This window comes from Planomonospora corallina, assembly GCF_042650625.1.
GTDB classification, from domain to species: domain Bacteria; phylum Actinomycetota; class Actinomycetes; order Streptosporangiales; family Streptosporangiaceae; genus Planomonospora_B; species Planomonospora_B corallina.
The window spans coordinates 230922-243617 of record NZ_JBHSBM010000025.1 but is presented as its reverse complement, the minus strand read 5'-3'; the positions used below and the strand labels follow the sequence as shown (position 1 = coordinate 243617).

Sequence of the window (12696 nt, the reverse complement as noted above, 5' to 3'; positions counted from 1 at the left end):
TGATCCCGCCGCCGGTGACGCCCTGCCCTCCCGGGACTCCGCTGTCCGCCGGGACTCCGTTGTCCGCCGCGGTGAGCGATCGGTAGGGTGGTCGGTCCGGCCGGAGAGGACGGCGCACCGGTGGGCCCGGAGAGGAGACGGACGTGCTGCTGCGGACCGCGCGGCCGGACGAGGCGGAGACGCTGAGTGCCCTGGCGCTCCGGTCCAAGGCCCACTGGGGCTACGACGAGGCGTTCCTGGCCGCATGCCGGGACGAGCTGACCCTGACCCCCGGGCGGGTCACGGCGGCACGGACCGTGGTGGCCGAGCGGGACGGCCGCGTCCTGGGCTTCGCCACCCTGGAGGGGGACCCGCCACGGGGAGAGCTGGGCATGCTCTTCGTCGAGCCGGACGCCATCGGGACGGGCGTCGGCCGGCTGCTCTTCGCGCACGCCGTCGCCACCGCCCGCGGACTCGGCTTCACCCGGCTGGAGATCGAGTCCGATCCCTACGCCGAGCCGTTCTATCTGGCGATGGGCGCCGTGCGAACCGGCTCCGTGCCGTCCGGCTCCCTGACGGGCCGGACGCTGCCGCTGCTGGAGGTCACCGTCGCCTGACGCTCCGGGCGGTGGCGCGTGCCCCCGCCCCGCGAGTGCCCCGCCCCGCGAGTGTCCCCGGTGCCCGGGCGTGCCCGCTCATCCCGGCCGCAGGGCGAGGGCGCCGTCCGGCTCCAGGTCCACCCCGGAGCCGAAATCACGGCAGACGCGGTCGAGGACGTCCCGGAGCCAGGCCCGGTCCGCGTCCGAGGCGTGGCACAGCCGCATCCTGCGGGACCGCAGGGGCGTCATCCGCAGCCCGGCCAGGGCCCCGGAGTCCGGCTCCAGCGTCGCGAAGTACAGCAGCCGCAGATCGTCGCGGTACTCCTCGTAGCCGGTGATGCCCTCGTAGTCGTCGACGAGGTCTCCGCAGCCGTACAGCACGAGCCTGCCCCGGTACACCTCTGCGGGCCGGGGGTGGTGGGAGGAGTGGCCGTGCACGACGTCGGCCCCGGCGTCGACGAGCCGGTGCGCGAAGCGGACCTGGTCGCGGGGGACGCCGTAGCCCCAGTTGGAGCCCCAGTGGACGGAGGCGACCACGATGTCACCGTGTCGTCCGGCCTGCCGTACCCGCTCGGCGGCCTCGGCCTCCCCCGCGGCCGTCGCGGGCACGAAGGCGACGCCGGGACGGTCCGGGGCCGCGGCCCAGCCCGGCGGGACGCCGCTGGAGGCCATGCCGAAGGAGAGGACCGCGAAACGCCTGCCGCCGGCGGTGACGACCGCGGGCCGCCACGCCTCCCGCTCGTCCCGGCCCGCTCCCGCCCGGCGCAGTCCCGCGCGGTCCAGGGCGTCGAGCGTCTCCTCCAGCCCCCGGCGGCCGAAGTCCAGCACGTGGTTGTTGGCCAGCGCGCAGACGTCCGGCCGGGCCGCCGCCAGGCAGGGGAGGTTGTCCGGGCTCATCCGATAGCACACGGGCTTGCCCGGCGCGAACTCTCCGCCGCGCGTGACGCTCGTCTCGAGGTTCACCACCCGCAGGTCGGGCGCGGTCTCCTCCAGCACCGCCAGGGCGTCCCCCCAGGGCCAGGCGAAGCCGGCCCGCGGCACCGGGCCGCCGGCCGCCTCCGCCAGCGCGACGTAGTCGCGGGCGTCCTGGACGTACGTCTCGCGCAGCGCGGGATCGCCGGGGAACGGAAGGATCTGGTCGACGCCGCGGCCGAGCATGACGTCCCCGCAGAGGAACAGCGTCATCGGGTCTGCCTGCATACCTCCATCAAATCCGGTACGTCCGGCGCCGGGCCCACCGGACGGCGGGAACCGCCCGGCCTCCGGTGGGCCTCCACCTCCCGGCCCGGCGCTCAGGAGGACCCGAGCACGATCCGGCCGATCCGGTCGACGGCGCCGAAGTCACCGGCCGAGGCACGGTTCTTCATCACGGCCACGCTGGTCCCGGTGGCGGTGTCCGCGAAGGCCGCGGTGCCCCCGCTGCCGACCATCCCGAAGACGGTCGGGGCGGCGAGCGCCCCGGTCAGGCCGACCGCGTAGCCCAGACCCCACGTGGCGGGGGCGCCGGTGACCTCGTCCACACCCGTCACCGCCGCGGCGGACAGCTCGCGCAACCGGCCGGCGGAGACGAGCTCCCCGTTCAGCAGCGCGTCGTACATGCGGGCCGCCGCGCGGGCGGTCATCGTGCCGCCCGCCGGGATGTCGGAGCCCAGCACGTCGGCGCGGTTGCTGAAGGCCGCGTCCGGCATCGCCGCCGCGGGGGCGGCGGTGTAGCCGTCGACCACCCGGAAGAACGGGATCGCGGCCATCATCTCGGCGGGCATCTCCATCGCCGGAGCGGCGTCCTCGATCCTGGCCAGCCGGCCGAGCTCGGCGGCGGGGACGCCGAAGAACAGCTCGTCCGCCACGCCGAGCGGCCCGGTCACCTCCTCGCGGAGCACCTGCGAGATGCGCTTGCCGGTCACCCTGCGGACGACCTCACCCAGGATGTAGCCGAAGGTCTGCGCGTGGTAGCCGAACCGGGTGCCCGGCTCCCACCACGGCCTGGCATCGGCGATCGCGGCGCACATCCGGTCCCAGTCGCACAGGTCCTCGGGCGTGGTGCCGACCGGCACCCCGGGCACGCCGGTCGCGTGCGTCAGCGCGTGCCGTACGGTCGCCCGCTCCTTGCCGTGGGCGGCGAACTCCGGCCACACGTCCGCGATCCGCGTCTCGTAGCCGAGGACTCCGCGCTCGGCCAGCACATGGACGACGGTCGCGGTCACCCCCTTGCCCGTCGAGGTGGCGTAGACCGGGGTGGCGGAGGTGAAGGGGCGGCCGCTCGCCGGGTCGGCGACGCCCGCCACCGCGTCGACCAGGAGCTCACCGCGCCGGTAGGCGGCGACCTGCACGCCGCGCTCGGCTCCGGACTCCACCAGCTCGTCGATGGCGTACTGCACCTGCTTCTGCAGATCGGTCATGGTGGTTCCTCTCCCTCGGGCTTCGTAGGTCGCTCATAGGACGAGCGGGCCGCGGAAAAGGAATCGGTCCCCCGCCGGGAAGACGGCCGGCCGTCTCCGGCGGGAGCCGGCGGGCCGCCGGCCCCGGGCCCCGTGCGAGCCGGCTGCCCGGACCGCGCGGACGGCGCCTCAGAGCGAGGAGGGCAGGCCGAACAGGGCGAACCGCTCCTCCCCGAACACGGTGATCTGGGAGATCAGCCCCTCCTCGACCCGGAGCACGCCCACCCACGAGGGCGAGAAACGGGTCTCGCCGGGCCTGCGCAGGTACGCGGCGACCGCGGGCTGCCGGTTCGCGCGGGTCGCGAGCACCCGCCACTCCCCCCATCCCGCCGGTCCTCCCGCGTCCGGGTCCCATCCCGCGAGGAAGGCCCCGCGCCCGTGCAGCCAGATCGGCTCCGGCGGCATCGTCTGCACCACGTCGGCCCGTAGCACCTCCGCCAGGACGGACGGGTCGGCCCGCTCCACGGCGTCGACGTAGCGCCGCAGCACGGCCCGCTCGGCCTCGGTGGGCTCGGCGTCCACGCTCCACTCCATCCGCCGCTCGGGCAGGTGCCTGCGCAGGACCGGCCTGGCCCGCTGCAGGGCGCTCTTCACCGCGGCGACCGTCAGGCCGAGCGCCTCAGCGGTCTCCTGCGCCGGCCAGCCGAGCACGTCGCGCAGGATCAGCACCGCGCGCTGCCGGGCCGGCAGGTGCTGGATCGCGACCAGGAAGGCCAGTTCGATCGTCTCCTGGTCGATCACCACGTCGGCGGCGTCCAGCAGCGCGTCGGGGTACGGCTGGAGCCACGGGACCGCGCCCGCGACCGGCCGGTCGAGCCCGGGGTCGGCCAGGACCGGCGCCGGGCGCGGCTGCGGCCGGCGGGGGTGCGCCCTGAGGTGGTCCAGGCAGGCGTTGGTGGCGATCCGGTACAGCCAGGCCCGAAGGCCGTCGTCGTCGCGCAGCGCGTCGCGCCGTCGCCAAGCCCGCAGGAACGTCTCCTGGACCAGGTCCTCGGCCTCGTCGAAAGAGCCGAGCATCCGGTAGCAGTGCACGTGCAGCTCCCGCCGGTGCGCCTCCAGGCGCTCGCCGAACCCGTCCACCGCCGTCACCGCCCCGCACCCGGGACGGCCCGCGGCGCGAGGCCCGTCCCGGAGCGCGTCTCCGCACGCCCTCGGCCCGCCCCCGGGCCCGCGAGCCCGGAGCGCCGCGGCGCCCGGCTCTCCGCGGTCGTGATGACAACACTCATGCCCCGCAGGCTACTGATGATGATCAATCGGGTGAAGGGCCTCGTGCGCCTCGACCAGCTGCCTGGGCGCGGTCAGGCACCACGCCTCGGTGACCAGCTCGAACAGCTCGTCGGCGTCGATCCCGTCCAGGTGGACCACGACCCAGCCGAACCGGCCCGCGGTGAACTGGACCTCGAAGACCTCCGGCCGCTCCGCCACCAGCGCGATCTGCTCCTCGATCGTCGACTTGAGGCCGACGGTCTCCGTCCGCTCCCACAGGTAGCCGAAGCCCTTGCCACGGACCTTCAGCGAGATCCAGTCGCCGCCGGGGCTCTGCTTCACCTCGGGCAGCCGGTCCAGCATCTTCAGGAACTCGTCAACAGTCACACCCATGGGCCCTGGCCTATCAGCCGGCTCCGACATTTTCCCCGCCGCCACGCGGCTCTCCCGCCGCCACCGGGGCGCCGAGGACGTCGCCGTACGGCGGCGCGGACCCGGAGGCGGGCTCAGAGGCGGGCTCGGAGCCGTTCGACCGCCGAGCCGGAGCCCGTCCGCCCCGGCCCCGGAGCCGTTCGGCCGCGGGGCCGGAGCCGTTCAGCCGCGGGGCCGGAGCACGGAGTACAGGACCTGGTCGTGCCAGCGGCCGCCGCGCCACTGCGCCTCGCGGACGACACCCTCGCGCTCGAATCCCGCCTTCTCCAGCGCGCGCTGCTCGGCGAGGTTGGCGATGTCGGTGAAGGCCTGGACGCGGTGGGCCCGGGTGTGGTCGAACAGGTAGGCGACGAGCCGCCGCTGCGCCTCGGTCCCGATGCCGCGCCCCCGAAGACCGGGCCTGAGGCCGATGGCGATCGTCCAGCACCAGGAGGTGACCGGCCGCCCCCAGGAGCCCTTGAACCACTCGACGCGGCCGGCGACCTCCCCACCGGCGCAGACCGTCAGCGTGCCGCCCTCGTCCCCCAGCAGGCCCGTCTCGGCGAACGCGCGGCGCAGCCTGACCGGGTCCTGGTGGCCGAACCACTGGTAGGGGCCGGTGCCCTCCGGCGTGCGGAACTCTTCCTCGAAGATCTGAAGATCGTCGTGCAGGACGGGACGGAGCACCACGCGCATCGCAGGGGTCTCTCCTCGGTCGGGGCCGGACACGGAGATCATGAACCTTACCGGGACCCGGTCACGGCGGAAATGGCCTCCCGTTCCCCGCCGTCCCGCCCGGCCGGCGCCGGTCGACGAGCTGCTGGCCCTGGCGGCGCTGCCTACTCCCCGGCCCGGCTCCGCCTGAGACGCCGGAAGAAGGACGGCCTCCGGCGCGGCGGCTCCGGGGAGGCGGGTCCCTCCTCCGCGGGATGGGCGGCCCGCCACTCGGCGACGACCTCCTCCGCGTCGAGGAGCGGCTGGTGGACCGGCGGGCCGGACAGGGCCTTCCGGTAGCTCTCCCGGATCCTGCCGTTGATCTCCCCGATGATCCGGCGGGCCTCGGCCTCCGTGCGCGCGGCCACCGCCACCGCCCGGGCCTCCTCGGCCTCCTTGCGCAGCGCGAGCGTGCCGGGCAGCGGGAACGCCAGGTTCTCCGCCTCCAGCTTCTGCTTGATCCACCACATCTCGTCGTACGGCTCGCCCTCACCGGGCAGGGGCTTGCCCGCCCCCGGCAGGTCGTCGAAGGCCCCGCGCTCGGCGGCCTCGCGGATCTGCCGGTCGACCCATGTCTCGAAGCCGGCTCCGAGCGGCTTGCGCTCCGTCACGGATCCCACCCCCCTGCGAGACCTGCGGCTCCTTCGAGGATAACCAGCGCGACGGCCCGGACGGCGCCGCCGTACCGTCCCGGCGCCGCCGGGCCCGCACCGCGGAAGGTCGCTCTCCGCGGCGCGGGCCCGGGGACGCCGCCAGGAGCCTCGTCAGAGGGTCCCGTCAGGGGGCGAGGGCCGCGGAGAGCGCGGGCAGATAGCCCCGGGCGTGGCCGGTGGCGTTCGGGTGGACGGTGGTGCCGCTGATCCAGGGGCTCGACGTGCAGATCTCGTGGCCCGCGAACGCCTGCCGGGCGTCCGCGAAGGTGAACCCGGCGGCCGCGGCGCGGTCGGCGATGACCTCGTTCAGCCGGTCGGCGCCGTCGTTGATGATCGACCGCTTGGTGGAGCTCGGCCCGCCGAGGCAGATCCCGCCCTGCTTGTAGAGGCGGGGGTAGCCGAGCACCACGACCTTCGCCTGCGGGGCGCGCGCCCTGATCTCGGCGTAGAGGGCGTCGAGCTCGCCCGGGAGCACGTTCCGGGCGTACTCGAGCCCCCTGTTCACCGCGTTCCGGCACGCGGTCGTGCTGGAGAGCAGGCAGCTCAGCATCGTGTCGGCGAAGCCGACGTCGTTGCCGCCGATGGTGATGCTGACCAGGGTGGTGGAGCCGTCGAGGGCCGACAGCTGGTTGCCGCGCACGTCCGGGATCTTCGCGCCGCCGCAGGCGACGAATCTGAAGACCGCCGGGGAGTTGGCCGCCGCCCACCTCTGCGGGTAGGCGTTGGCGCTGCGCGTGCACAGCACGTTGGTGTAGTTCCCGGCTCCGGTGCCGGAGGAGTAGGAGTCGCCCAGGGCGACGTAGGTCTCGGCCGCCGCGTGCGACGCGGGGACGCCGGACAGCGAGGCCGCGACGAACGCGAACGCGGCCAGGGCCATGGACAGGGCACGGTGAGGACGCATCTGGTTCTCCAACCGCTGGGGGGTGTTACTCACCAGTTTTACGCCCGAGTAATGTATGAGTAAAAGGTATGAAACATGTGACCATACCCGGCCGTCTACCAGTAAGAATGCGCTGCCACACAGGCATCAGGAGACCGTCCCGCCCGCACCGGAAACCCGCCGGGGCACCCGGCCCCGCTCCCGTCCCGACCACCCGAACGCCACCGGCCACGCCCGGGGCTATCTGCCCGCGCTCTCCGCGGCCCTCGCCCCCTGTCCGGATCACCCGCGGAAGGGCACGATGAGCGGATGAAGGTCCACCACCTCAACTGCGGGACGATGACCCCTCCCCTCATGCCCCGCATGGTCGCCCACTGCCTGCTCATCGAGACCGCACACGACCTAGTGCTGGTCGACACCGGCTTCGCCCTCGGCGAGGACCGCCTGGAGCCGTTCTTCCTCCGCACGTCCCGGCCCCGGCTCGATCCCGCCGAGTCGGCCGTACGGCAGGTGGAGGGCCTCGGCCTGGATCCCGGCGACGTGCGCCACATCGTGCTCACCCATCTGGACCCCGACCACGCCGGGGGGCTGCGGGACTTCCCGCACGCCCGCGTCCACCTGCACGCCGCCGAACTGGCCGCGGCCACCCACCCGTCCGGGGGCGTGGCCCAGCGCCGCCGCTACCTGCCCGCCCAATGGTCGCACGGCCCCGACTGGGCCCTCTACGACGACGCCGGCGACGACCTGTACGGCCTGCGCGCCCGCCCGTTGGACGGTCTAGAAGGCGTGGCGCTCGTCCCGCTGGCCGGGCACACCCGGGGCCACTCCGGCGTGGCCGTGGACACCGGTGACGGCTGGCTGCTGCACGCCGGCGACGCCTACTGGTTCCACGGGGAGATCTTCACGCCGCCGCACTGCCCGCCGGCGCTGCGTCTCGCCCAGCGGTTCATCGCCGTCGACCACGCCCGGCGGCTGGCCAACCTGGCCCGGCTGCGGGAACTGCCCGGCCGGGTCCGGGTCTTCAGCGCCCACGACGCCGCCGAGCTGGCCCGCTGCACCGGATGAGGAAGCGGACGGCACCCGTCCGCGGGCGCACCGCCGTACCGGAGGAAGAACGCCGACGGGGCCGAGGACCGCGGCCAGGAGGAGGGCTCGCCCGTCACACCGGGTGGAACCAGTGGATCCGGCGGCACTCGGTGCACACGAAACACGTGGCATCGCGATTGGCCCAGTCCATGCCCATGAAAGTCATTCCCGTGGCCTGGAGCTTCCAGCGGTGATATTCGAAGGTCTCGTTACGGCAGGTGTCGCATTGGAGGACGAGGCCATTGGGAAGCGTCACCGGCTGAGGCTCATTCATAATGGGATGATAACCATCCGGCCCTGAACGCCCGGCGGAATATCCAGCGGCCTGCGGATTCCGAAAGGATTCCCCGGCCGCACGATCCGGCGGCGTCACGGGTCTGCGATCCGGCGGACCCGCCGCCGGGCCCGGAGATCCACCGGGGCGGGACGCGCTCATCCGGAATCCGTTCGGCGGCGGCGCCATGGCGGGGAGTTCTCGCGGCCGGTCCGTCCGGGCAGTGGCGCCGCACCCCGGCCATCGGGACGACGTCGGGAAACGTCCTGAGCGTCACCCAGACCAGCGCGACGGCCAACAGCAGCCCGCAGCCTCTCACCCAGGACACCTCGCCCGCCCCGGGCGCGCCCCTCTCCGTCACGGCACGATCGAAACAGACTCCCGTGGTGACCCGGCGCAGGAAATGTGAGAATGCGGTGCAGTCCTGCCCGCAGCCCGGAGGCGCTCAACCCACCGGCGCCGTCCTCGGATATCCGGGGATACGCGGCGACCGGAAGACGGCGGCACAGCGGTCCTGTCATTCCGGCCCCGATGGAATTCGCGGGCACGACCGTCACGACATGGCGATCCGCGAACGCGACTCCACCGGATCCGCAGCAGGACACACCATCAGGCCTCCGAACCGCTACGGGTACGGTGAGGAATTCATGCGACTCGCAGGCGCGATGACGGCGACAGCTCTCACCCTGCTCCCGTGCGGGCGCGCGTCCGGAACGGACGCTCCGCCGAGCAGGCCCGACGCGGCCACCCGGCCAACGGGCATCGCGAACCGGCGGCCGGCAACGGCCGCGGCCGCGGCCGGAACAGCTGTGCGGTTTGATATCGGGATGGAATTGACGAAGGTCTTCACTCCGGAACAGTTCGAGCAGGGTCTGGAGTCCTGGCATTGGATCGGGCTCGAGGGCAAGGTGCCCGTGCTCGCGTCCCTGTTCGGGGACGTGGTCTTCCGGGCGGAGGACGGCTTCTGGTGGCTCGACACCATTGAAGGCAGCCTCACCCGGCCGTGGGAGGACGCCGACGCGGTACGAGCGGAGCTGAACACCGTCGCCGGCCAGGAGAGGTACCTGCTGGTGGGCCTCGTGCGGGCGGCCGTGCGGCAGGGCCTGGCTCCGGCGGCGGAGCAGGTTTACGACTTCAAGCACCCGCCCGTTCTCGGAGGCGAGGTGGACCTGGACAACCTGGAAGTAATCGACTTCGCGGTCGGGCTGAACATCGCCGGTCAGATCCACGAGCAAGTACGTGATCTTCCTCCTGGCTCGCCCATCACCGGGATCACGATGAGTTGAGACCGCCGCCGCAACGGCTACCCAACCGGGGCGACCGTCATCCCAGGGGGACCGAACCGTTCGACCACCAGGAGGGCATGGGTGCCCACCGTCCCTCGCCCCCGTTCCTGCGATACGTCGAGCTCTCGCATGAGCGCCACCCGGATGTCGCTCTCCTCGATGATCCTCCAGGAGGGAAGATCTTCGATCGGCCGAACCTCTTGCCCCTTCAGTGCCTCCCGGCCGTCCGGCCCTCGCACTCCTACCGTTCGGTCGCACGCAGGATGTGTGGGCGGTAGTGGATGTTGTGGTTCCATCGTCTGCCGCTCTTCACCGCCATGTGATCATCCTGTCGGACACGGCGCGCTGCTCCTGCCCTGTCTCTGCGACCGAGTGGCGAAACGCCCTCTTGAGCCTCACGTGAGGTCGAGGCGGGCCAGCTCGCGACGGGACCGGATGCCGAGCTTACGGTAGGCCCGGTAGAGGTGGTGCTCCACGGTGCGCGGGCTGAGGAACAGGTGGGCGGCGATCTCCCGGCTCGTGCCGCCGTCCATCGCCAGCCGGACGACCTGGAGTTCCTGCGGCGTGAGCCGCTCCAGGGGGTCGGCGGCCGTCGGCTGGGCGACCACGACGGACTCCCCCGTCGCCTTCAGCTCCGCCTCCGCGCGTGCTCGCCACGGCTCGGCCCGCAGCCGCTCGAAGGTCTGCAGCGCCGCGCGCAGCGGAGCGCGGGCGTCGCTGCGGCGGCGAACCCGGCGCAGCCACTCACCGTAGGCCAGTTCGGTGCGCGCCTGCTCGAAGGGCCGGTTCGCGCGCTGGTGCGCCGCGAGGGCACGGAGGTAGTCGTCCTCATCGTCGCTGAGCAGAGCGCGGCAGCGGGCGCTGACCGCCTCCGCCCAGGGCTGCCCACCGGCGCGCGCCCAGGCTTCCAGGCGGTGCAGGGGCTCCTCGGCCCGTTCGGGCCGGTTCAGCCGCACGGCCGCCTCGACCTGCTCGGCTGCGGCCGTGACCAGCACCGTCAGGTGCCGCAGCGGTCCTCGCGCGGCGGCTTCGAGCCGCTCCAGCACACGCTCGTAGTGCCCGAGTCCCAGGTCGAGCAGGCAGAGCGCGGCCAGGCCGGTCACGCCGCCGGCGTCAGCCGGGTCACCGGTCAGCCGCAGGCAGCGTTCCTCGTCGCCCTCGATGGCCGCCACTCTGGCCAGCACCGCGCGCAGCCGCGTGACCCGCTGGGGCATCCCGATGTCGTGGGCGAGCTGAACGGCTTCCGCGACGGAGGCCTCGGCGTCACGGTGCCTGCCGGCCTGCACCTGAACTCCGGCCAGATGCTGCAGCACCTGCGGCAGCGCTCCCACCAGGCTCTGCCTGCGCAGCCGCGCCACCTCGGCGGTCGCCAGGGCGGCGGCCGTGTCGTCGTCGGCCATGACCATGGCACAGAAGGCGGCCCACTGCGTGGTGGTGTCCTCCGGCGATGCGCCTGGCGCCCTGCCGGTGACCTCAGGCACTGTCTGCGCGACGAACTGCCGCAGCAGCGGCAGGCCGCGCGCGTAGTCGTCGTCGACCAGGTGCGCCAGCCCCTGCACCATCGGATCCGGTGCGCCGGTGCCGGCCAGCCGCGCGGCGGCGCTCCGGATCACCTCCACCTCGCCGCAGAGCCACGCGTACCCGGCCGCGGTGCGGAGCATGGACACCGCCCGTGCCGGATCCGCGGCGGTGGCCCGTTCCACCAGGATGCGGGCGGCCGGCCGGCCCTCTCCTCGTTCGAACTCCACCGCGGCCCGTATCTCGGTCAGCGCGACGAGGCGGCCGGGCTCGTCCACCAGTCCCTCGGCCTGCCGGACGAGATCCGCGGCATGGTCGGCGTGGCCGGACACCAACGCCAGCGACGCCGCCCGGGCCAGCCGGGCGGCCCGGGCGAGCGGGCTCACGGTGAAGGCCGCGGCCTGCTCCCACAGACCGGCGGCCGCGGCGAAGGCGGCCCGGCCGCGGGCCCGTTCGGCGGCGTCGGTCAAGGCTGCCGCCAGGTCCTCGTCAGGTGAGGTCGCCGCCGCGGCCCGGTGCCGGACGCGGCAGTCCTCGTCGGTGGCCGCATCCGCCAGCACCCGGTGCACGGCGATCCGCCGCGCCAGGGGCGCGCTCTGGTAGGCGGCGGTACGGATCAGGGGATGGCGAAAGGTGATGGCCGAGGCGCTCACCTCGACCAGTCGTGCCTCCTCGGCCTCCGCCAGATCTTCCGGTCCGACCTCCAGGGCCGCGGCGGCGCGCAGCAGCATGGGCAGGTCTCCACGGCCTTCGGCGGCGGCCGTCAGCATCATCAACCGGGTCCTGTCCGGCAGCAGGGCGATACGCGAGCGGTAGGACGACAGCACCCGGTCGGCGATCGGGATCGGGATCGGGCCGGCCGCCGTGTAGTAGCGCCTGCGTCCGTCGGAGAACTCCATCAGCGCCAGCGGATTCCCGTCGGATTCGTCGATCACCTGATCCCGCTCCGCGGGGGGCAGTCCCCGGTGTTGCAGCACGCGCGCCGCGTCCTCGCGCGACAGCCGCGACAGCCGGATCTCGGGCAGGCCGGAGGCGGCGAAGCCCTCTTCCCTGGCGGCGAACAGCAACGCGGCTTTCTCGTCCGTGAGGCGCCGGGCGGCGAACAGCAGCGCGTCGGCACTGGCCTGATCCAGCCAGTGCGCGTCGTCGACCAGGCAGAGCACCGGACCGTCGTCGGCCAGGTGGGCCAGCAGGGTCATCACGGCCAGCCCGGACAGGAATCTGTCCTGCCCGGCCGAGCCGCCCGAGCCGAGCACCGCCCGCAGGGCGTCCGCCTGCGGTGCGGGCAGGACGTCGAGACGGTCCTGGACCGGCCAGAGCAGCTGCACGAGCCCGGCGAAGGCGAGATCGGTCTCCGTCTCGATGCCGGTGGCCCGCAGGATCCGCACCTCCCGATCGGAGCAGCGCTTGGCGGCCCAGTCCAGCAGCGCCGACTTGCCGATGCCCGCCTCGCCGCGCAGAACGAGACCGCCGCTGTGGCCTGCGCGTACGGCCTCCACGAGTTCCTCGATCGCGGCCTGCTCACTCGCCCTGCCGTACAGCAACGGCCATGCCTTTCGTCCCGAGGTACGGATGCCGGGGATACCGAGGCGATCCCAGTAACTCAGTACGAAACCTTACCGATTCGGGCCGTAAGCCTTCGTCCATACCCT

The 12696-nt window shown here is 73.4% G+C and carries 12 protein-coding genes; 3 read left to right on the top strand and 9 right to left on the bottom strand.

Annotated features, from left to right (window positions below; genetic code table 11):
- The first annotated feature begins 143 nt into the window (after positions 1 to 143).
- Complete coding sequence (locus tag ACFOWE_RS23145) at positions 144 to 596, top strand: GNAT family N-acetyltransferase (protein ID WP_377291156.1); 453 nt, start codon at positions 144 to 146, stop codon at positions 594 to 596.
- Positions 597 to 674: 78 nt separating this feature from the next.
- Here ACFOWE_RS23145 and ACFOWE_RS23140 read toward each other — a convergent pair whose 3' ends face one another.
- From ACFOWE_RS23140 to ACFOWE_RS23110, 7 genes are all read right to left on the bottom strand, one after another.
- Positions 675 to 1778, bottom strand: a complete 1104-nt coding sequence (locus tag ACFOWE_RS23140; RefSeq protein WP_377291155.1) for a CapA family protein — start codon at positions 1776 to 1778, stop codon at positions 675 to 677.
- A 92-nt stretch (positions 1779 to 1870) separates the two neighbouring features.
- Positions 1871 to 2977 carry a serine hydrolase domain-containing protein gene (locus ACFOWE_RS23135; protein ID WP_377291154.1) on the bottom strand — a complete coding sequence of 369 codons (1107 nt, stop codon included), beginning with the start codon at positions 2975 to 2977 and terminating at the stop codon, positions 1871 to 1873.
- A gap of 168 nt (positions 2978 to 3145) precedes the next feature.
- Positions 3146 to 4105, bottom strand: coding sequence for an RNA polymerase subunit sigma-70 (locus tag ACFOWE_RS23130; RefSeq protein WP_377291153.1), 960 nt, complete (start codon positions 4103 to 4105; stop codon positions 3146 to 3148).
- A 147-nt stretch (positions 4106 to 4252) separates the two neighbouring features.
- The gene (locus ACFOWE_RS23125) at positions 4253 to 4585 is read right to left on the bottom strand and encodes an MmcQ/YjbR family DNA-binding protein (protein ID WP_377291347.1); all 333 of its coding nucleotides are present in this window, start codon (positions 4583 to 4585) and stop codon (positions 4253 to 4255) included.
- Between the two features lie 231 nt (positions 4586 to 4816).
- The gene (locus ACFOWE_RS23120; RefSeq protein WP_377291152.1) at positions 4817 to 5329 is read right to left on the bottom strand and encodes a GNAT family N-acetyltransferase; all 513 of its coding nucleotides are present in this window, start codon (positions 5327 to 5329) and stop codon (positions 4817 to 4819) included.
- A gap of 143 nt (positions 5330 to 5472) precedes the next feature.
- On the bottom strand, positions 5473 to 5958 hold the full coding sequence (locus ACFOWE_RS23115; RefSeq protein ID WP_377291151.1) for a DnaJ family domain-containing protein: 486 nt from the start codon (positions 5956 to 5958) through the stop codon (positions 5473 to 5475).
- A gap of 166 nt (positions 5959 to 6124) precedes the next feature.
- Positions 6125 to 6901 (bottom strand): SGNH/GDSL hydrolase family protein, encoded by a 777-nt coding sequence (locus ACFOWE_RS23110; protein WP_377291150.1) that lies wholly within the window; start codon positions 6899 to 6901, stop codon positions 6125 to 6127.
- Between the two features lie 288 nt (positions 6902 to 7189).
- Here ACFOWE_RS23110 and ACFOWE_RS23105 point away from each other — a divergent pair, with 288 nt between their 5' ends.
- A complete protein-coding gene (locus tag ACFOWE_RS23105) occupies positions 7190 to 7945 on the top strand; it encodes an MBL fold metallo-hydrolase (RefSeq protein ID WP_377291149.1) in 756 nt (251 codons plus the stop codon).
- 94 nt (positions 7946 to 8039) lie between these two features.
- Here ACFOWE_RS23105 and ACFOWE_RS23100 read toward each other — a convergent pair whose 3' ends face one another.
- The gene (locus ACFOWE_RS23100) at positions 8040 to 8240 is read right to left on the bottom strand and encodes a hypothetical protein (protein WP_377291148.1); all 201 of its coding nucleotides are present in this window, start codon (positions 8238 to 8240) and stop codon (positions 8040 to 8042) included.
- Positions 8241 to 8800: 560 nt separating this feature from the next.
- On the opposite strand from ACFOWE_RS23100, the gene ACFOWE_RS23095 reads away from it, so the two are divergent.
- Complete coding sequence (locus ACFOWE_RS23095; protein WP_377291147.1) at positions 8801 to 9526, top strand: T6SS immunity protein Tdi1 domain-containing protein; 726 nt, start codon at positions 8801 to 8803, stop codon at positions 9524 to 9526.
- A 395-nt stretch (positions 9527 to 9921) separates the two neighbouring features.
- Here the strand turns inward: ACFOWE_RS23095 and ACFOWE_RS23090 are convergent, their stop codons facing one another.
- Positions 9922 to 12588, bottom strand: coding sequence for an ATP-binding protein (locus tag ACFOWE_RS23090; RefSeq protein WP_377291146.1), 2667 nt, complete (start codon positions 12586 to 12588; stop codon positions 9922 to 9924).
- Between the last annotated feature and the right edge of the window lie 108 nt (positions 12589 to 12696).